General features: G+C 41.1%; 23 protein-coding genes. 18 read left to right on the forward strand and 5 right to left on the reverse strand.

Features of this window, described 5'->3' with window-relative positions:
- The first annotated feature begins 16 nt into the window (after positions 1-16).
- A complete protein-coding gene (pstB, locus tag ACXAEA_RS08025; RefSeq protein ID WP_475095375.1) occupies positions 17-844 on the forward strand; it encodes a phosphate ABC transporter ATP-binding protein PstB in 828 nt (275 codons plus the stop codon).
- Positions 845-880: 36 nt separating this feature from the next.
- The gene (phoU, locus tag ACXAEA_RS08030; RefSeq protein WP_475095376.1) at positions 881-1,540 is read left to right on the forward strand and encodes a phosphate signaling complex protein PhoU; all 660 of its coding nucleotides are present in this window, start codon (positions 881-883) and stop codon (positions 1,538-1,540) included.
- Positions 1,541-1,958: 418 nt separating this feature from the next.
- On the opposite strand, the gene ACXAEA_RS08035 is transcribed toward phoU, so the two are convergent.
- Together ACXAEA_RS08035 and ACXAEA_RS08040 are read right to left on the reverse strand one after the other, a co-directional pair.
- The gene (locus tag ACXAEA_RS08035) at positions 1,959-2,444 is read right to left on the reverse strand and encodes a hypothetical protein (RefSeq protein WP_475095377.1); all 486 of its coding nucleotides are present in this window, start codon (positions 2,442-2,444) and stop codon (positions 1,959-1,961) included.
- Positions 2,441-2,815 carry a hypothetical protein gene (locus ACXAEA_RS08040; protein WP_475095378.1) on the reverse strand — a complete coding sequence of 125 codons (375 nt, stop codon included), beginning with the start codon at positions 2,813-2,815 and terminating at the stop codon, positions 2,441-2,443. The genes ACXAEA_RS08035 and ACXAEA_RS08040 overlap by 4 nt, the downstream gene beginning before the upstream one ends.
- A gap of 328 nt (positions 2,816-3,143) precedes the next feature.
- On the opposite strand from ACXAEA_RS08040, the gene ACXAEA_RS08045 reads away from it, so the two are divergent.
- From ACXAEA_RS08045 to ACXAEA_RS08085, 9 genes are all read left to right on the forward strand, one after another.
- Positions 3,144-3,605: a DUF4912 domain-containing protein gene (locus ACXAEA_RS08045; RefSeq protein ID WP_475095379.1), complete on the forward strand. Its 462-nt coding sequence runs from the start codon at positions 3,144-3,146 to the stop codon at positions 3,603-3,605.
- Entirely contained in the window at positions 3,602-4,816 is a 1,215-nt protein-coding gene (locus ACXAEA_RS08050) for a glycosyltransferase family 4 protein (RefSeq protein ID WP_475095380.1), read from the forward strand. The genes ACXAEA_RS08045 and ACXAEA_RS08050 overlap by 4 nt, the downstream gene beginning before the upstream one ends.
- Positions 4,813-5,445, forward strand: coding sequence for a hypothetical protein (locus ACXAEA_RS08055; RefSeq protein WP_475095381.1), 633 nt, complete (start codon positions 4,813-4,815; stop codon positions 5,443-5,445). Before ACXAEA_RS08050 ends, ACXAEA_RS08055 begins: the two co-directional genes overlap by 4 nt.
- A gap of 56 nt (positions 5,446-5,501) precedes the next feature.
- Positions 5,502-5,651 carry a 50S ribosomal protein L33 gene (gene rpmG, locus ACXAEA_RS08060; RefSeq protein WP_082686875.1) on the forward strand — a complete coding sequence of 50 codons (150 nt, stop codon included), beginning with the start codon at positions 5,502-5,504 and terminating at the stop codon, positions 5,649-5,651.
- A gap of 126 nt (positions 5,652-5,777) precedes the next feature.
- Positions 5,778-6,347, forward strand: coding sequence for a 5-formyltetrahydrofolate cyclo-ligase (locus tag ACXAEA_RS08065; RefSeq protein WP_475095382.1), 570 nt, complete (start codon positions 5,778-5,780; stop codon positions 6,345-6,347).
- Positions 6,337-7,125, forward strand: a complete 789-nt coding sequence (locus ACXAEA_RS08070) for a DUF92 domain-containing protein (RefSeq protein WP_475095383.1) — start codon at positions 6,337-6,339, stop codon at positions 7,123-7,125. The genes ACXAEA_RS08065 and ACXAEA_RS08070 overlap by 11 nt, the downstream gene beginning before the upstream one ends.
- 88 nt (positions 7,126-7,213) lie before the next feature.
- Positions 7,214-8,164 carry an L-lactate dehydrogenase gene (locus ACXAEA_RS08075; protein WP_475095384.1) on the forward strand — a complete coding sequence of 317 codons (951 nt, stop codon included), beginning with the start codon at positions 7,214-7,216 and terminating at the stop codon, positions 8,162-8,164.
- A gap of 150 nt (positions 8,165-8,314) precedes the next feature.
- Positions 8,315-8,512: a hypothetical protein gene (locus ACXAEA_RS08080; protein WP_475095385.1), complete on the forward strand. Its 198-nt coding sequence runs from the start codon at positions 8,315-8,317 to the stop codon at positions 8,510-8,512.
- Positions 8,513-8,665: 153 nt separating this feature from the next.
- Positions 8,666-10,222 (forward strand): rhomboid family intramembrane serine protease, encoded by a 1,557-nt coding sequence (locus tag ACXAEA_RS08085; protein ID WP_475095386.1) that lies wholly within the window; start codon positions 8,666-8,668, stop codon positions 10,220-10,222.
- On the opposite strand, the gene ACXAEA_RS08090 is transcribed toward ACXAEA_RS08085, so the two are convergent.
- Complete coding sequence (locus tag ACXAEA_RS08090) at positions 10,188-11,069, reverse strand: hypothetical protein (RefSeq protein ID WP_475095387.1); 882 nt, start codon at positions 11,067-11,069, stop codon at positions 10,188-10,190. The two genes, ACXAEA_RS08085 and ACXAEA_RS08090, sit on opposite strands and share 35 nt — an antisense overlap.
- 167 nt (positions 11,070-11,236) lie before the next feature.
- Between ACXAEA_RS08090 and ACXAEA_RS08095 the strand changes: the two genes are divergently transcribed.
- The 6 genes from ACXAEA_RS08095 to ACXAEA_RS08120 all read left to right on the forward strand — a co-directional run bounded on the left by ACXAEA_RS08095 (position 11,237) and on the right by ACXAEA_RS08120 (position 18,060).
- On the forward strand, positions 11,237-12,697 hold the full coding sequence (locus tag ACXAEA_RS08095) for a spore germination protein (protein WP_475095388.1): 1,461 nt from the start codon (positions 11,237-11,239) through the stop codon (positions 12,695-12,697).
- A 179-nt stretch (positions 12,698-12,876) separates the two neighbouring features.
- The gene (locus ACXAEA_RS08100; RefSeq protein ID WP_475095389.1) at positions 12,877-13,092 is read left to right on the forward strand and encodes a YqgQ family protein; all 216 of its coding nucleotides are present in this window, start codon (positions 12,877-12,879) and stop codon (positions 13,090-13,092) included.
- 6 nt (positions 13,093-13,098) lie between these two features.
- Entirely contained in the window at positions 13,099-14,076 is a 978-nt protein-coding gene (locus ACXAEA_RS08105; protein WP_475095390.1) for an ROK family glucokinase, read from the forward strand.
- Positions 14,077-14,364: 288 nt separating this feature from the next.
- The gene (locus ACXAEA_RS08110) at positions 14,365-16,251 is read left to right on the forward strand and encodes an LTA synthase family protein (RefSeq protein WP_475095391.1); all 1,887 of its coding nucleotides are present in this window, start codon (positions 14,365-14,367) and stop codon (positions 16,249-16,251) included.
- A gap of 233 nt (positions 16,252-16,484) precedes the next feature.
- Positions 16,485-17,642: a YqgU-like beta propeller domain-containing protein gene (locus ACXAEA_RS08115; RefSeq protein ID WP_475095392.1), complete on the forward strand. Its 1,158-nt coding sequence runs from the start codon at positions 16,485-16,487 to the stop codon at positions 17,640-17,642.
- Between the two features lie 103 nt (positions 17,643-17,745).
- The gene (locus tag ACXAEA_RS08120; RefSeq protein ID WP_475095393.1) at positions 17,746-18,060 is read left to right on the forward strand and encodes an MTH1187 family thiamine-binding protein; all 315 of its coding nucleotides are present in this window, start codon (positions 17,746-17,748) and stop codon (positions 18,058-18,060) included.
- Positions 18,061-18,139: 79 nt separating this feature from the next.
- Here ACXAEA_RS08120 and ACXAEA_RS08125 read toward each other — a convergent pair whose 3' ends face one another.
- Together ACXAEA_RS08125 and ACXAEA_RS08130 are read right to left on the reverse strand one after the other, a co-directional pair.
- Positions 18,140-18,313, reverse strand: coding sequence for a DUF2759 domain-containing protein (locus tag ACXAEA_RS08125; protein ID WP_475095394.1), 174 nt, complete (start codon positions 18,311-18,313; stop codon positions 18,140-18,142).
- A gap of 117 nt (positions 18,314-18,430) precedes the next feature.
- Entirely contained in the window at positions 18,431-18,895 is a 465-nt protein-coding gene (locus tag ACXAEA_RS08130; protein WP_475095395.1) for a hypothetical protein, read from the reverse strand.
- 105 nt (positions 18,896-19,000) lie between these two features.
- On the opposite strand from ACXAEA_RS08130, the gene ACXAEA_RS08135 reads away from it, so the two are divergent.
- Positions 19,001-19,636, forward strand: a complete 636-nt coding sequence (locus ACXAEA_RS08135; RefSeq protein ID WP_475095396.1) for an MBL fold metallo-hydrolase — start codon at positions 19,001-19,003, stop codon at positions 19,634-19,636.
- The last annotated feature ends 64 nt before the right edge of the window (positions 19,637-19,700 follow it).

Genomic DNA, 19,700 nt, shown 5'->3' on the forward strand with positions numbered 1-19,700 from the left:
TGGGAGGTTTTAACTTATGTCAGTAGTGACAGATAAAACAAATGCAACTGTAAATATAAATGCAAAGAACTCAGTTCCAAAAGACTCTAAAAAGGTTGTTTATGATACGAAAGACCTTAACCTATGGTATGGGGAAGGGCATGCTTTAAAAAATATCAACCTTGCGATCAACGAAAATGAAGTAACGGCGATCATCGGGCCATCCGGCTGCGGTAAATCCACTTATATCAAGACATTGAACCGGATGGTTGAATTGGTGCCGACTGTTAAGATTTCTGGTGAAATTTTATACAGGGGAAGAAATATCCTTGAAAAGTCCTATCAGGTTGAAGATTTAAGAACAAGTGTAGGAATGGTGTTCCAAAAACCAAATCCATTCCCGAAATCGATATATGAGAATATAGCTTACGGTCCTAAAATCCATGGTATCCGCGATAAGAAAATCCTTGATGAAATTGTTGAAAAAAGTTTAAGGGGAGCGGCAATCTGGGATGAAGTCAAAGACCGTTTGAATCAGAATGCCTATGGCCTGTCTGGCGGACAGCAGCAGCGTATCTGTATTGCCCGTGCTCTTGCGATTGAACCAGATGTCATCCTGATGGATGAACCAACGTCTGCCCTTGACCCTATTTCAACATTGAAGGTTGAGGAACTTGTCCAGGAATTGAAAAAGGATTTCAGTATCATAATCGTTACGCACAACATGCAGCAGGCTGCCCGTATCTCTGACAAGACTGCATTCTTCCTGAATGGAGAAGTCATTGAATTTGCTGAGACGGATAAAATTTTCTCCAATCCATCAGACAAGAGGACAGAAGATTATATTACCGGACGTTTCGGTTGATTTTTTCTAATAAATTCATTGGAAGGATGATAATTCATGGTAGTCAGAGGGAAATTTGAGGAAGACCTGAAAACATTGCATGAGAAACTTCTGGAGCTTGGAAACTTTGCGGTAGATGCACTTGATCAATCTCTTGCAGCTCTTGAAAACAAAGATATAGAGCTAGCTCTTAAAATCCTTGAAGATGACGCTGAAGCGAACATACTCGAGGAAGAAATCAATGATTTTGCGATATTACTGATTGCCAAACAGCAGCCAGTAGCAGTCGATTTAAGAAGATTGATTGTTGCAATCAAGATTGCAACAGATATCGAGAGAATGGCTGATTTCGCAGTGAATATTGCGAAGTCGACTATCAGAATCGGAAATGAACCACTTGTAAAACCAATTGAGCACATTAAACAAATGCACCAGCTATCTGTCGAAATGCTCAAGCTATCATTAGAAGCATATAATGAAGAGGATTTGAACAAAGCCAAGCAGGTTGCCCAGATGGACGATCAGGTCGATGACCTTTACGGCCAGACCATCAAGGAACTGCTAAGCCTTGCACAATCAAAGCCTGAGCAGCTGGCTCAAATTACGCAACTGTCATTCATCAGCCGTTACCTCGAAAGAGCTGCTGACCATGTAACAAATATCGCTGAAAATGTATTTTATCTTGTAAAAGGAAAGAGATACGACCTAAATCAATAGTAAAAGAAGAGGCTGACTAAAAAGGTTGAAGAAATTCGATCTGAGAGTCGCCTCTTTTCTTGTTTTTTTTTGCGATAAAAATGAATTTAGAAACCTGAGTTGATTGGAGTGGAAGGCGCAAAGACTCATCCGAAAATGCTAACGCATTTCCATCGTGCATGGGCAGGTTCGAGGACGCAAAATCAATGTCCTGCGGGATCAGCTGGAGACGTGAGACCCCCGCAGACGCCAACGGCGGCGAGGAGGCTCAGCGCCGGCCCCGCGGAAAGCGAAGCGCCTGGAACGGAAATCAACGGACCATTTTTTCAGGCCGTCCTAAAAAAAGAGGGTGCACAAAAGTTTTAAACTTTGTGGTGACCCCCTTTTTTTACACAATACTATAAAAAAAGACCCTCCAGATGAGGGTCAGTTCAAGATTCTATCTATTTTTTGTGATGATTTTTGCGATTTGGTGGTAATCCAGTCCGCTAGTAAGCTCATATTGACCAATCTGTACTTTAGTATGATAGCCCTGGTCAATCAGGAACCGTTCGAACTTACTTTCATCATCAATGATTCCCTGGCTTTTCAGCATGACTGCAACATCACCAGGAGACATGCCTCCTGCAATGACAAGGGTGAACTTCTTCTCTTCTTTAACTTCTTCTTTGACTTGCTCTTCCTTTGCAGGAGCTTCTTCTTTTGGCTGTTCTGTTTTCACGGTTTCCGGCGTCTTCTCGTTAAGTTCAGCAAACTCGCTGCTGCTCAACACCTTATATCCTTTAGTTTCAAGGATTTTCTTGGCATCTGAAACTGCTACTTTTTGTTCCGGTTCTTTTTTAGCGATTACATTGCTGCCTGCCCATAGGAAAATGGCCGAAAAAAGGAGTCCTAATGCGAATGCCTGTGCTGTTCGTTTATTCATACAATCTGTCCTTTATCAACGAATTCGTTAATGATTTCCTGCACTTCCTGTGGTGTAAGCGAGGATTGTTTCGCAATCTGATTAATATCCATCCCCTGCTGAGCAAGAGACCATACCTGGTTTTTAATGATATCATGAATTTGCTTTTTTCCAGTATTAAATGAAGTCTGCTTGTCCAGGATTGAATCACTCACCAGCAATTCTTCCTCAAGTACCTTCATTTTCTTCTTAATCTGATAAAGATCCTGGATTTGTTGGATCGTCAGCTGATCAATTTCCTCCCGCAATTCCTTGTATGGATCTTTCATTAGGAAAGAAAATCCGAAAAGGAGTGCGGCAAGAATAACCAAGCTTGAAATGATAAAGCCCATCTGTTATTCCTCCCGAGCTGTAATTAGTACACATAGAACTAGTTTACCATTCAAAAATAGAAAATTCGATTCATATTTTTTTCCTGAAAAAAAATGATAGTTTTGTCTTATTGTGATTTCCAGACGTTGTAAACGATGTCGGAAACTTACTAAAATTGTCGTACAAATAGACTATGATAAAATAATTCATCGCTTCCAAACAGGCTATTCAGCATGGTGCAAATTGCGACAATTTGCGTTTATTGTGGCAAGGCAGGTAACATGCTAACATAAATTTATAGAATAATTGCTCATTTCGATAATATATTTACTAATTTGGGGGTACAGCGTGACGAACAATAGAATAAGCAAAATCAAGATTCACGATCATCTGGTTGCGCGAGTCCTCCCATCCGGAAAGCTTTTTGTCTTTTGGGAGCTTCATGAAGAAAAAGTGCAGTTCATTAGCCAGTATTTCAATGATTCGGATGAGCATGTCATTAAAACCTTGCGGCTCTATAAACATGGTCCTTATACAAGTGAAACTTATCTCCAGGAAGTGGTTCTGCCCCAAGGTGTATCAAGCTGGTTATTCAAAGGGATTGATCCAGACCAAGATTATGTTTTAGAAATAGGAATCCTGCGGAATGGCAATAGTATTTTTCCACTCCTTAGGTCAAATGAATTGAAAACAAAGGTTAACTCACCAGGATCTTATAGTCAACTTCGTTCCAGGGGAGCTCCTGGTTGGACAGGGCAGGTAAGCACCTACACCTATTACGAAAATCTTGAAGGGAGCAACAGGAAGTGACCAGGAAACAACAAACCCCAAGGAAAACCATCCTGATGCTCTCCTGGGAATATCCGCCGCATATAGTCGGGGGACTTGCCAGACATGTTCACGCTCTCTCGATTGAGCTTGTAAAAAACAACTATGAAGTCCATGTCATAACTGCAAAAGTGTTTGACTCACAAGACTATGAAAAAAAGGAAGGGATTCATATTCACAGGGTAGCCCCTCTGAATGACGAGGATCCTGATTTCCTTGCCTGGATAGGCGGTTTGAATTTAGCAATAGTTAATCAAGCAATTGCTATTTCTAACGAAATTCAAGTGGATGTTGTCCATACTCATGATTGGCTTACAGGGCCTGCTGCTGAATTTATTAGCAAATCTGTAGGCATTCCGTTAATTGCCACGATTCATGGGACGGAATATGGCAGGAATAATGGGATTTATACAGAACTTCAGCAATTTGTATTTTCAAAGGAAACAGATCTTGCTCAATCGGCAGACGAAGTAATTGTTTGCAGTGATTATATGGAGAATGAAGTAATCTCTGTATTTCAAGTACCGAGAGAAAAGATTACAGTGATCCCAAATGGTGCAGAGATTCTGGTCGCTGGCCAGCCAGAATTCAATGTTGAGGAAATATATCCTTATCTAAAAGATAAGAAAGTGGTCTTTTCGATAGGAAGGATTGTAAAGGAAAAAGGATTTGAAACGTTGATTGATGCCGCGGCTTTGTTAAAGCGTTATCGCTCGGAGTTGTGCTTTGTGATAGCAGGAAATGGTCCGTTATTGGATACATACAGGCAAAAAGTAGAGAAGCAGGCATTAATGGATAATGTTTATTTTATCGGATTTGTGAACGAAGAGATCCGAAAAGGTTTAATGCATAGAGCGGATGTTGCCGTATTCCCCAGCATATACGAACCCTTCGGACTTGCGGCAGCAGAGGCAATTTCCTCAGGCATACCAACGATTGTCTCGGAAATCGGCGGAATGCAAAAACTCGTAGAACATTTAAGAACAGGTTTCCATATGAAGCCCGGGGACGGCATCAGCCTGGCTAGGACGATCGAATGGATTCTCGATCATGAAGCATCCGCAAATCAAATTGCAAAAACCGGTGAATTGTTATTCAAAGAAACATTCAGCTGGACAAGAAATGCGCAGTTAACAGATCAACTTTATAAAAGTTCATTAATGAAATTTTGTCAAAAGGGGGTTATGGAATGAAGTCAAATGCTTATCTTCAGGCAGAAAATGAACACGTTTATGAATACAGCAGAAAACCTTTGACCTTTAGTCCAGGCTTATGGATTAACGGCAAACTATTCTGGCTGGGCAATGTTAATGAGAAGCTCCTCCCATTCGATGAACTATCGATTAAAATCAAACAGGGAAATGTTCATTCTAAGGTGGAATTTTTTGATATTTATGTAACGAACCATTCAAAAGCGACTAAGGACGCGAAGTTAATCCTGATGCAGCAGCATGCTGAAAGTGCACATGAGCAATTCAGTTTTGTGTCACCAACAGAAGATGTCATTTTCCATTTTGCAGACAAAAGGATTTATCTTGTGAACGGCATGAACAGTTGTGGGAAGATGAAACAGAGTACAGTCCAGCCTATCTGGAATGTCAGTACGGAGCGTTTATGGAATTGCCGGGAAACGGGAAAACTTAATTACCAGCCAATGGCAAAAGGGGCTGCGGCAAGTCTTTTCTCACTAGATCTAATACTGGGTGCACGGGAAACACAAAAGAGCAGCTGCTGGATCATAGAAGGAACAGAAAAAAACAGCGTAATAAACCTGAACCAGATGCTTTTAAAAAACACACTAGCATTTCCCGACAAAAAATGATATTATAGAAAAGTCGTATGCACGAACCTAGCTTGAATAGTTTGGAGGGAAATTACATGCGTGTAAATATTACATTAGCTTGCACAGAATGCGGAGAGCGCAACTATATTTCTAAAAAAAATAAGCGTAACAACCCAGATCGTCTTGAACTTAAGAAATATTGCTCAAGAGAAAAGCGTTCTACTGTACATCGCGAAACAAAATAAGCAGCGGGAATTTTCCCAGCTGCTTTTTTCTTTGCCCAAAAACGAGATTTAAAAATGCCGGCCGATGCAAAATAATGATAAAGTTTATACATAGATTAATTTTTGTGATGTTTGGGGGAGAGCAGGATGGAAGCAAAAAAATCACTTCGAAACTCGATAAGGTCGGATTTAGCGAATTTAACAATGCCTCAATATGAAGATCTATCCTACCAGATTGCACTGCGGCTTTTTCAGGATGAGTACTGGGAAAATGCTTCATCGATTGCTATAACGATTTCTAAGGCTCCAGAAGTGGATACTTTTCAATTAATCAGGAAAGCATGGGAAGAGGGGAAAAGAATCGTCATTCCCAAATGCGAACCAGTGTCCAGAGGATTGGATTTCAGGGAGTTGACTAGATTCTCACAGCTTGAAAGTGTTTATTATGGTCTGTTCGAACCAATTGTAACGGAAACAAATAGCGTATCGCCGGAAGAAATTGATCTGGTAATCGTTCCTGGTCTCGCTTTTTCGAGAAATGGATTTAGACTTGGTTTTGGTGGAGGATACTACGACCGTTTTCTGGCCAACTACCAAGGTAGTACGGTTTCATTGGCTTTCGGGAATCAAATCGTCTCTGATATCCCGGTTGAAACCCATGATATCCCAGTAAGCAAAATCATCACAGATGAAGGAGTTATCATGATTGGCGACTGAAACTTATTTTGCCATTAGTTTCATAGTGATCGTTGCTGCATCAGCCAGCTATCTCCGCTTTTTAAGCAAGTCCGGGGCAGGAGCTGCAGTTTTGACAGGTATATTGGTTTGGTCTGGTTTTGGTTTTAAAGGGCTCGGCCTTATGGGAGTGTTTTTCCTTACATCCAGCATGTTGTCAAAATATAAAAAGAAACGTAAAGCAATCTTAGGAGAAATACATGAAAAAGGGTCTGCCAGGGACTGGATCCAGGTGGCTGCAAATGGAGGTACAGCTGCACTGGCTGGTTTGGCAAATCTCTTGAATCCAGATCCAGTCTGGCTAATTGTATTTTCAACTTCCCTTGCAAGTGCCAATGCGGATACTTGGGCATCTGAACTGGGTGTATTAAGTAAACAGCAGCCTGTTTCTATACGAAACTTAAAAAGAGTGCCTCGTGGGACTTCAGGAGCAGTCTCAGGGTTCGGAACGGCTGCCTCTGCCGCAGGGGCATGCCTAATTGCATTATCCTCCTATCTCCTTTTTGACTTAAGCTCAGGATGGGGGGTGGCCATTATTGTATTGGGTGTTGCCGGTGCAATGCTGGACACATTTTTAGGCGCGTACCTCCAGGCAGGCTATAAGTGCCCCGAATGTGGATTGTGCACAGAAAAGACCAGGCACTGTTCCAGGCCAACGGAAAAGATATCAGGATACAAAATCATCAATAATGATGCTGTAAATTTTATATCGTGTTTTATAGCAGCAATATTGGGAATGATTTTATATATGGCATTATGATAAACGAACATTATCTGTCTTGAAAAGAATACATACTATTTGAGGCAATTATTTGGAATGATATCAGTCAAATTGGAGGAGCTGAAGTATGAAAAATCGTGTAAACCGTGTAGTGCTGGTAGGAACAGGTTTTGTAGGATCAAGTTATGCATTCGCGATGGTCAACCAGGGAGTAGCAGAAGAATTAGTGCTTGTGGATTTGAATAAGGAAAAATCAGAAGGAGATGCAATGGATTTAAACCATGGCATGGCATTTGCTCCTTCCCAGACTAAAATCTGGTTTGGGTCTTATGCAGATTGCGAGCATGCAGACCTTGTCGTCCTTTGTGCAGGTGCGAATCAAAAACCAGGTGAGACCAGATTGGATCTCGTGGAGAAAAATGCAAAGATTTTTAAAAGCATTGTGGACGAAATCATGGCTAGCGGTTTTGACGGAATTTTCCTTGTTGCAACAAATCCTGTTGATATCCTGACATATGCAGTCTGGAAATTCTCAGGACTGCCAAAAGAAAGGGTTATAGGATCAGGGACCATTTTGGATACTGCAAGATTCCGTTTCCTTCTGGGTGATTATTTCAAAGTGGATACTCGCAATGTACATGCGTATATTATCGGCGAACACGGCGACACTGAATTGCCTGTATGGAGCCATGCGGATATCGGAGGAAAGCCGATTTCCATGATGATGAAGGACCAGGCACACTATAAACAGGATGACCTGGAGGAGATCTTCACGAATGTCCGTGACGCAGCCTATCACATCATCCAGCGTAAAGGGGCCACTTATTATGGAATCGCGATGGGGCTGGTACGTTTGACGAAAGCCATCCTCCATGATGAAAACTCCATCCTTACGATATCAGCGCACTTGAACGGTGAATATGGGCATCAGGATATCTATATCGGAGTTCCTGCTGTTGTCAACCGTGGCGGAATCAGGGAAATCGTCGAGTTGTCACTTAACGAAGATGAACAAAAGAAATTTGACCATTCTGTGGACGTATTAAGAAAAGTGATGGAGCCAGTCCTTAAAGGGTAAGAAAGCGCGGGCTGCCGATGAGGCAGTTCGCTTTTTGCATAAAATGAAACCGTTTTCTTCTATTATATATACCACTTTTATGGATGTTTTTTTTTACTGAAGTGGATAAAAATATCTGCTTTTTCCCAAAATAAAAAGGGAGGGATATATATGGTAAGGAAACTGGTTTCAATTTTCATGCTGGGCCTTGCAGGATACTTTGTTTTTGAAAACAGGTACCGTGTCATGAATATGCTGCTGGGAAACAGGTTTTTACGTCGAGTAGCTGTGGGTTCGATCATGGGACTGCCTGGGATAAGAAACAGGATGATGCAATCTGTATTCTCAGGACCTTCAGATTTCCAGTAAAAAGACCTTATCGGGTCTTTTTCTGTTTGTGAGGGCTCTTGATATCTTGCTTGAGTATCTTTCGTTTATAATATTTTTATAGAGGAAAAAATAAAGGATAATCCTTCATGAATTTTTTAGGCAAGGCAATCAGGCAAGAAAGTAGGGGAGAAGTTGGCTTTTTTGGAAGAGTATTTGTTTTGGAAGGTAACCGAATATTTGATCGTCAAAAAGGAATACAGGATCCTGCAATTATCAAGGGATCAGGGAGAGCTTTGGCTGGAAAAAACAGAGAACAAACATGTGCAGGTTGTTCGCCTGCTTCATTATAATATTGACTGGAGCAACTGGCTGCAGCGCGATATAGAACTGACTGCGGAAAACGGTGAGAGAATCCGGAAGAAATTAGCTAAGAGAGAATTGCGGATATTAAATCTGTACTTTAGTGCTTATCCACCTGTTGATGATTATGAATTCAGGATTTCTGAGCCATTTCAATCTGCGGACCAGAGCAAGGTGACGGTAGAATCATTAGTGGTGCACCGGGCAAATGCGATTGTTGCCATTAAGGATATCGCAACTAAATTTGGAGGCCAGCCAGAATTGAATATTCCAGATGACGTTTCGGTTGAGGATATCGATTCCATCAGGAAAAATGCCCTCTCAGTGGCAACAGACAGGGCAAAAGCTGAACAATCTGTGTTTAATTATGGAAAACCTTTTTTTACTTATATATTCATCGCAGTGCAGATTTTGGTCTTTCTCGTCCTTGAAGCGGCAGGAGGGAGCACGGATACTTCTACATTGATAAAATTTGGCGCTAAATTCAACCCGCTTATACTCGAAGGAGAATGGTGGCGATTTTTCACACCGATCTTTCTCCACATCGGATTGCTGCATTTATTCATGAATACTCTTGCTTTGTTCTATTTAGGGACGATGGTCGAGCGTCTATATGGCAACTTGAGATTTTTATTTATTTATATAGTGGCAGGATTTATTGGTGTGCTCGCCAGTTTTATCTTCAGTCCAAATCTTTCTGCAGGTGCGAGCGGAGCGATCTTTGGCTGTTTTGGAGCATTGCTTTATTTTGGTGTAGCCAATCCAAGGCTTTTTTGGAGGACATTGGGCCTTAATATTTTCATTGTTCTGGGCATCAACCTTGCTTTTGGCTTTACGGTCCCTGGCATTGATAACGCCGGACATTTGGGTGGACTTGTCGGCGGTTTTGCGGCAGCTGGAATTCTCCATCTCCCGAAGAAAAAACGCCCACTGCTTCAACTTGTTTTTCTTGCTGCTTCCAGTGCACTGATCTTCTTTTCTCTCCAGTATGGGTTCAGCGGCAAGGCTGAACTGGTTGACGAGCGATCCATCCTTGTACTCGCGCAGCAGCATGTCAAAGCTGAGGAATATGATCAGGCTTATGATTTACTTTCCGATTATGCCGTTGAAGGTCAGCCATCAGCTGAAACTCTATTCCTGCTATCTTTTACTGAAATCAAGCAAGGACGCCTGGAGGATGCGAAAAAACATCTTCATCAGGTGATCGAACTGGACCCTGGTTTCCATGAAGCATATTATAATCTCGCATTAATTTATTTTGAACTAAAGAATTTCAAGGAAGCAAAAGGATATGCTGAAAAAGCTGTAGAGCTGAAACCCGGACAGGAAAGCTATCGAAAAACACTGGAACAAATTAATTACTACCTTGAAGAAGCTGCTTCAGGATAATGCTTTCTCCGTCTTTCGTCTGGGTAGCCACGAGTAGATGGCTTTTATCCCTGGATATTAAAATCAAAGGCATGGTACTGTCCGCTGGATCTGCGACAGTGCCATTGCTTTTTTTAATGCCTAGATAGTAATTTTTATATAAACCTTCCCACAGCCTGCCGAGAATATTAGCAGTTTCGGCTTGCGTAAAACCATTGATTGGCTGGTCTTCATACTTCCTGATTTCGTACAGTGGAATGGCAATATAATCTGCAGCATTGAATCCGTAAGTCCTTACAGCCTTATTGAGGGTTTTATTCAGCCTGTTAAGAGTACTCTGGTCAAGAACTTGCTTCCATTCTTTCTCCTGATTGCTTTTTGCAGCCCTGAAGGAACGAAGCGGACTGAAACGAGAGTCAATTACATAGAGAAGGTCATCTGACATTCTCTGTGCACTAGTTATTTCATCCCCATTTCCATGGAGCTCAGAGTAATGAAACGTTATTGCATCATACCGGGCGCTCTCGCCATTTGAAATGATCTCTTCCTGGGACAAATCGGCTGTGTCCTGTTCCCACTTTGCAACTTTCCCTTTTAAAAGCCCGTTGACAAACATCAGGCCCATATCCTGTCTTAAATAAGCTTCGCTGTCAAGAATCGAGTTTACCTTCCAATCAACCTGGTGCTGATTATTTTTTTTGTCTTTTTGCAATGTCAAAGTCGTGTTCGCACTTTTATATTGGACTGCATCACTCAATGGGAAGAATGTGATGGTTTCCTCCGATGTGTTTATGAATTGGAGTTGAATCATCAATGCGGATACTGCGATGGCAAGAACACTGATTCCTAAAAATAAATATTTTTTCATTTTGTCCATCCTTTTTTACGATCATATGTTGTTTGATATAACACTATATGAGTCTTGTCCCCGCGTAATGCATTGAAGTATTTTTTTTCAATTCTTTGGCAATGATGGTGAAGAAAAAGACAGGAAAAAATTGGGCAGCGCTGGAATGAAAGGTGTTTGAATAGGATATGGAAGAAAAAAAGAAGCACCCCGTACATGAAAACCTGAAGGAAAACATTGAGTTTTTAAGAGAAGAACTAGGGATCGGCAAGAGTTTTGATGTCATCCAGCTCGATGTTGAGTACGCTGGAAGAGATATGGCTCTGTTTCTGGTTGATGGATTTGTGAAGGATGATATCCTGCTCTATATCATGCAATTACTGGCCAAGCTTGAGCCTGGAACATTGGATGTTGATACACTTAAGAAGATGGTCAAGACATACATACCTTACGTCGAAGTAGAAACGACAGACAATCTTGACAAGGTAGTGGATATGGTTCTTGCCGGTCCGACAGCACTTGCGGTTGACGGGGTTTCAGAAATTATCCTGATTGATGCAAGGACTTATCCGGTCCGCGGTCCACAGGAACCAGATACCGAGAGGGTTGTCAGGGGATCGAGAGATGGGTTCGTGGAGACCTTGGTCTTCAACACTGCACTTACAAGAAGAAGAATCCGGGACCGTACTTTAAGGATGGAGTACATGCAAGCTGGCAGAAGGTCTCAGACTGATATTGTCATCTGCTATATTGAGGATATAGCTGATCCTGATATGGTAAAGATGGTAAAAGACTCGATTAATAAAATTGACACGGATGGTCTTCCGATGGGAGAAAAGACGATTGAAGAATTTATTTCGGGCCGCCATTGGAATCCATTTCCTACAGTCAGGTATACTGAGAGGCCGGACACAGCTGCAACACACTTGTACGAGGGTCATGTTTGCATAATTGTTGACGGATCTCCAAGCGTACTTATCACTCCAACAACATTCTGGCATCATTTGCAGCATGCAGAAGAGTACAGGAATAAGCCGGTTGTAGGTGCTTATTTGCGAATGGTAAGATTCCTCGCGGTGTGGTCTTCCTTGTTCCTGCTTCCGCTCTGGTACTTATTTGCGGTAAAACCAGAACTTCTGCCGGATCAGCTTTCTTATATCGGTCCGAACGACCCGGGAAAAATCCCGCTGTTCTTACAGTTTTTCATCATTGAAATTGGAATAGATGTCCTGCGGATGGCAGCGATCCATACACCGACCTCGCTGGCGACGGCGCTGGGGCTCGTTGCCGCATTGATGATCGGTCAGGTTGCCGTTGAGGTGGGACTCCTGACAAATGAAGTCATTCTCTATCTTGCTGTCGCAGCAATCGGGACATTCGCAACCCCAAGTTATGAGCTGAGCCTGGCTAACCGCCTTGTACGGCTGTTCCTGCTTGTCATGACAGCAGCATTCCAGCTTTACGGATTCCTGATCGGAATTGTCTTGTTTATTATCATGCTTGCCAGGATGAAATCCTTTGGAGTGCCATACTTATGGCCATTTATTCCATTTAACCTTAGAGCTTTCCGGGATGTGCTCGTCCGTTCACCAATACCACTAAAAAACCGCCGGCCGCGAATTCTGCATCCGCAGGATCCAGACCGGTAAGGATAACATTTCGAAAAAGCAGCCTTTGCTGCTTTTTTGCATATTAAAAGCTGAATTTATAAAAACGCTTCCTTTTTCATATAAAATCTTGTCCAGTACTCTTGAGGAGGCATTAAGTATCCATTATACTTATGTAATGTAAACATGTTCTTATTTTCACATACATTGAGGGGATTACGTTGAAAACAATATATGACATCCAGCAGTTCCTAAAAAAATTTGGGACATTTATTTACATAGGTGACAGGGTAGCCGATTTAGAGCTCATGGAATCCGAGCTGAAGGAACTGAACAATTCCCAATTGATTGAGACTAAGGATTACCAAACTGCGATTTTGCTGTTGAGGCAGGAAATCCGGATGGAAAAAGACAAAAATGCTAACAAGAAAAGGTGACGCAAGATGGCTGATAAATGGCTCGTTGGTGTAGATTTAGGGGGAACAACAACTAAACTGGCATTCATAAATGTATATGGAGAAATCCATCACAAATGGGAAATTCCCACGGATGTATCAAACGAAGGAAAGAACATTACCCTTAACATTGCAAAAGCGATAGATGCAAAGCTAGAGGAATTAGGGCATTCCAAAAAAGAACTCATCGGAATTGGAATGGGTGCTCCCGGTCCAGTTGACCTGGCTACTGGCGTGATTTTCGAGGCAGTGAATCTTGGTTGGCGGGAGCCTTACCCGTTAAAAGACCTGCTGGAAGTTGAAACCTCATTGCCTGCAGTAGTTGATAACGATGCTAACTGCGCTGCGCTGGGCGAAATGTGGAAGGGCGCAGGAAATGGAGCAAAGGATCTGGTATGTGTAACCCTCGGAACTGGTGTTGGCGGAGGAGTAATCACCAATGGCGATATCGTCCATGGAGTAAGCGGGGCTGCAGGAGAGATTGGCCATATCACCTCTTTGGCTGAAGGCGGAGCTCCATGTAACTGCGGCAAAACAGGCTGCCTCGAAACAATTGCCTCAGCTACCGGCATTGTCAGAATAGCTGCTGACTTATTGAACAATGGCACAGCTGAAGGAGAACTAGCATCAATTTATAAGGAAACAGGAATGGTATCGGCAAAGGATGTCTTTGATGCTGCCAGACTAAAAGATGATACTGCATTGAAAGTAATTGAAACAGTGGCGCTGCATCTTGGGATCGCTCTCGCAAACATTGCCAACACATTGAACCCGGAAAAGATTGTTCTGGGCGGAGGTGTATCAAAAGCAGGCGATGTTCTCCTTAACCCGGTAAAAGAGCAATTTTTGCGCAATTCTTTCCCTCGTGTGGCACAGTCTACAGAAATCAGCATTGCAACATTGGGAAATGATGCAGGGGTGATTGGTGCTGCGTGGCTCGTGAAAAATAAAATTGCACAAGCGTAGTTATAAGGCAGGGAGTTTTTCTGAGAAGAAAAACTCCCTATTTTTATTTCATGTTAAAGTTTCAATTTTCCGAATTTGGACATTCCTGAAACTTTTTAAGGTTTCAATCGTCTATAATGGTGGAAAATCAATGTGATAGGTCAATTGTCAAGTATACTTCTTCGCAGTTAATTTACGTTTGCTTTTTCGTAAAAAAAGTATTAAGATTATGTTTGATTCTTGAGGGATTGATCTTTTTACCTGAAAATTCCCATATCTGTTTCTTTATAACAGGGAGGTAGCAATCGAATGAAAAACAATAAATGGTCAAAAGCGTCCATTGTTGCCATTGCAACGATCCTGCTTTGGCTGAAAACGTATATTGCCTATAAAACTAGCTTTGATATTAAAATTGAAAACTGGAGACAGGAAATTATCCTGTTCATTAATCCTTTAAGCTTCCTGATGTTCATATTTGGAATCAGTTTGTTCATGAAGGAAAGGAATCAAAAACGCTATGTTCTTATTACAAGTTTCATAGTTTCAGCAATCCTGTTTGCGAATGTAGTGTTCTACCGTTTCTTCAATGACTTCCTGACGATTCCAGTCCTGTTCCAAACGAGCAATATGAGTGATTTGGGAAGCAGTGTTACCGAATTGATTAACTTCAGTGACCTATTTTATTTCGCTGATTTTATCATCTTAGCCATTCTTGTAAAAGTTAAACCTAAGTTCATGGGATATCGGGAATACTCAAAGGTCGATCGCAGAGCATTTTTCCTTGTAGCGATTGCGATTGCTTTCTTCAACCTGGGAATGGCTGAAACTGAGCGTCCACAGCTCCTTACAAGAACATTTGACAGAGAAATGCTAGTCAAGAATATCGGAACGTACAACTACCATCTATATGATGCCTTCTTACAGTCAAAGTCATCCGCACAGCGTGCAATGGCTGATGGCAGCGAGTTAGCTGATATTGACAACTATGTCCGGGCAAATTATTTGCCTCCGAATGATGAGATGTTTGGAATTGCCAAAGGTAAGAACATAATCCTCATCTCGATGGAATCTACGCAGAACTTTGTCATCAATCAAACTGTGAATGGACAGGAAATCACACCATTCCTGAATGATTTCATTAAGGAAAGTTATTACTTTGATAATTTCTATCACCAGACCGGCCAGGGGAAAACTTCGGATTCCGAATTCCTTGTGGAAAACTCACTATACCCATTGAGCCGCGGTGCTGTTTTCTTTACGCACTCTGGGAATGAATATAAAGCTACACCAGAAATCCTGAATGAAAAAGGATACTTTACAGCATCATTGCATGCTAATAACAAAAGCTTCTGGAACCGTGATATCATGTATCAATCATTAGGGTACGAACGTTTCTACTCCCTTCCTGATTATAAGGTTGAAGAAGAAAACTCAGTAGGTTGGGGCATGAAGGATATTGAGTTCTTCCAGCAGTCAGTGGATCACTTGAAGGCTATGCCAAAACCTTTCTACTCTAAGTTCATTACGCTGACAAACCACTTCCCATTCGAATTGGGCGAGGAAGACAGCTATATTCAGCCATATACTTCAAACGATAAAACAGTGAATAATTATTTCCCTACTGTTCGTTATCAGGATGAAGCATTAAAGCTGTTTGTACAAAAATTAAAAGATGAAGGCCTATACGAAGACTCAATCATCATTTTATACGGTGACCATTACGGTATCTCAGAGAACCATAATAAAGCGATGAGTGAATATCTCGGTAAAGAAATCACGCCATTCGAGAGCACACAGCTGCAGCGAGTGCCATTGATTGTCCACATTCCTGGAGAAGAAGGAAAGACAATTTCAACAGTTGGCGGACAAATTGATATTAAGCCGACAATTCTACACTTGTTAGGTATTGATACAAAGAATAACATTAATTTTGGATCAGATTTATTCTCGAAAGACAGACTTGACTATGCTGTTCTTCGTGACGGAAGCTTTATCACCAAAGATTATGTCTATACTCGTGATACTTGCTATGATAAATCTACAGGCAAGCCAACTGACAAAACTGCATGTGAACCATTCATGGAAAAATCGAAGAATGAACTCGAATATTCCGATAAAATCATTTATGGAGACTTGCTGAGATTCTATGGCCAGCCGAACGGAAGCAAAGAAGCCTATCCGCAATCTGGAGAGTAAAGCAGCTAAAACCTGCGCCTTAATGGCGCGGGTTTTTCTATTTGGTCTGAAAACTCTTGAAAATACAAGAATTGGCTGGTACGCTGATTTTTTAATTGAATTTTTAAATTCAGGGGTGTATGTTATCAATATCTGAACAGTATTTAAAATAAATATGGATTATTCTAAATTGATTGAAACATTTAGGCGTTTTTAACGTACAGATATATACAGTGTATAGAGGGGGTGAAGGAATGAAAAATAGAACAGAACATACATATCGTGCGTTTTACTCCATTTTGTTATTCCTCATCATCACTTCTGCATTATTCCTTCCAGGCTGCTCCTCTAACCTTGAAGCGTCTTTCCATGGAGAAGCAAAGCACAGCTTGAATCTTGCGAAAAAATCACCAGGCATCGGGTTCCTTGGTGGAGAAATCTTACCAATTCAATATTCAGCAGGTGAGGAATTCTACAAGGCAAGCAGCTGGCTGAATGATTCTTCAATGCTCTATATCGCAAATAAGAACGACGGCCGCTCCTTACTTTATTCCTATAACCTCACATCGGGAAAGTCGGACATCCTGTTCGAAAGTGATGTGCCAATTATATCTGCTGATGCTAGTCCCGGTAAAAATATGATATTGGTTCATACTTCCGCTTCAAATGAAGGTCAGCTAACAATAATTGATACTAAAGGTAAAGAATTATTTTCAACAAATATCCAATCATATGAGCTGACATTTCAATGGAATCCTTTCAATGAAGATCTGCTTGTGATTTCAACCTTTACTGAGGAATGGGATTTCACTACTTTTTTATGGGATTTACAGAAAAATGACCTGAAGAAGCTTACCATGCCAGAACCATTCTTACGCTGGATTTCCAAAGATGAACTTGTATACCAAAAGTGGGATGAAGAAGGAATCTCGCTACAGGCCCCTTTGTACTCGGTTTCGATTCAAGATGGCAAAACCTCTGCATTGATGAACGAAGTGTTTCAATTTGATTCCTTTGGTAAATATCTTTTGACTGTTGGTATTGATGAGGAGGCTAATCCAGGACTGGGACAATATAAATTGTTTAAGGATGCCCGTACTCCTGCAGCCAGTATTGATGCTCAGTTGTTAACTTCTTACTCTGGATGGATGGTTCCTTTCTATGATTTAATTGACGGAGGCAAAGAATTCTTATACTTGCGTGCTGTCCATCAGGGAGAAGCAGATCTCTACGAGGAGGGTTTTGACCTGATTAAAACAAATCTTGATTCCCTTACCGAGGATTTAATTTTTTCAGGTTTGTCAAATGAGCCTCTTTCCTGTGCTCCGTCTGGTGAACTGTGCCTTTATGGCTTCCAGTTTGAAAAGGTTCTAAATTTAAAGACGAAGGAAATTGTCGAACTTGTTCAATGAATGAAGGAATGATAGGCTGAAAGGGCATATCTTCATTCTTAAAGCATTCAGGAATTCGTTTGTGTACCATTAATTAATTTCATTGAAATAGGAGATGTTTTATGTGGCAATAGTGGATGTAACAGTCATACCAATCGGAACACAGACCCCAAGCGTAAGCGCATATGTAGCTGATATCCAAAAGATTCTGAAAGAGTATGAAAAACAGGGGAAAATCCAGTTTCAGCTTACACCCATGAATACATTGATTGAAGGTGATTTGCCAGTTTTATTCGAGGTGATTCATGCGATACATGAAGCACCTTTTAATGCAGGCATTCAGCGGGTTGCGACAAATATACGCATCGATGACAGACGGGATGTAAAAAGGAAAATGGAGGATAAAGTAAACCGTGTAAAGCAGCTTCTCGAAGAATAAGTTTGCACTGGTATCTCAAAGATTCATAAAGGAAAATGCAAAAAAACCACCCTCTGAGGTGGTTTTTTTGTATTTAAGATTAATGAGCTACTGGGAATCCGTGGTTAAGGATCGTCATAATTGTGAACCAGCCAAGGACTACGAATGTTCCCCCACCAAATACGATTCCAAGAACGTTTTTGTTTTTAAGTGCCGAAAATGTTGCATAGCCGGCAAGCAATGTAATTAAAGCGCAAATAATAGCAAAACCCATGGAAAAGCCCCCTTATAATATTAGGCAGACAATCAGCCTGTTGGATAAAAAATTTAGGCGGCAGCCTGTTATGTAATGACAAGCATACACTCGTTTTTTATTTTATATTTTTTTACATCATTTGTCGAGGTCTAAAAACTCAACTTTCACTTCATATGCTCTTACTATACCCTTTATTAGTTCAATATAATGATTGATTGTAAAATAAATTTCATCTGCTGCTTTAAAAACGAGGTGTTCTTCAAGCTGAATCATAGCCATTTCTATCTGAGTCTTATTTCCATCAATAATACTAAATGCTGCAAGCTCATGGGCAAATAAAAAAGTAGAGTTTCCAGCATGAAAGCCATAGTCGAAAAATATATCTCCTTCTGAGCCAGTTGTTTTAATTAATCTGTGTGTTTCTTCAAGCAGCTTAGCCTCGTTTAATAGATCGGCAGCTTCTTCAGCTTCTTCTCTGTTCTCATAAATGAAAATGTGGTCTTCGATGATCAGCGGTGGGACTATGGAAAGTAAAAAAGTCCTGAAGTCCTGAATTTCTGACAGTATTGGTTTGGCCTCAATTCCGAAAGCATTATGCACTATACTTGCTCCTTTGAATTCTTATGTGTAAATTCTTAAAACATGCATGACAATAGTGTAGAATAAATGTATCCATAATACCAATAAAATCTGGAGGCATTTGTTATGAAATGGAAACAAGTTCCACTTGGTCCTTTGCAGACTAATTGCTATATCGTATATAATGACGATCTATCTTGCCTGATCGTTGACCCTGGTGATAATCCTAAAAAATTGGCATCAGTGATTGAACAGCTGGAATTGAAGCCAGCTGCAATTTTACTGACGCATGCTCATTTTGACCACATCGGAGCTGTAGATCGGATCAGGGATAAGTATGGGATACAAGTATATATCCATGAAAAAGAAAAAGATTGGCTCAAAGACCCGGCATTGAATGGGTCAAAACACTTTATGCTTAGTGCCCCGATTACAGCAAGGGCTGCTGATCATTTCATCAAAGATGAGGGCAAAATGTCAATCGGAAGTTTTGTATTCGAAGTGTTTGAAACACCTGGGCATTCACCAGGAAGTATATCCATTTATTTTTCAGACGACCATTTTGTGATCGCAGGTGATGCTTTGTTTAATGGAAGCATTGGCAGGACGGATTTGCCGGGCGGCAACCATAATCAACTGATCAGAAGCATCCATGAAAAGCTATTGGTATTGCCTGAAGAAACTGAGGTTTTGCCTGGACATGGTCCTGCAACAACAATTGGGCTGGAGATGGATTCTAATCCTTATTTGAATGGATTTTAACTAAAGATTTCCGGGAAACTAGAAAAGCCCTTCTCTAAGAGAAGGGCTTTTCTGGGGGATGTTC

Source organism: Mesobacillus sp. ABV4_180, assembly GCF_056158485.1.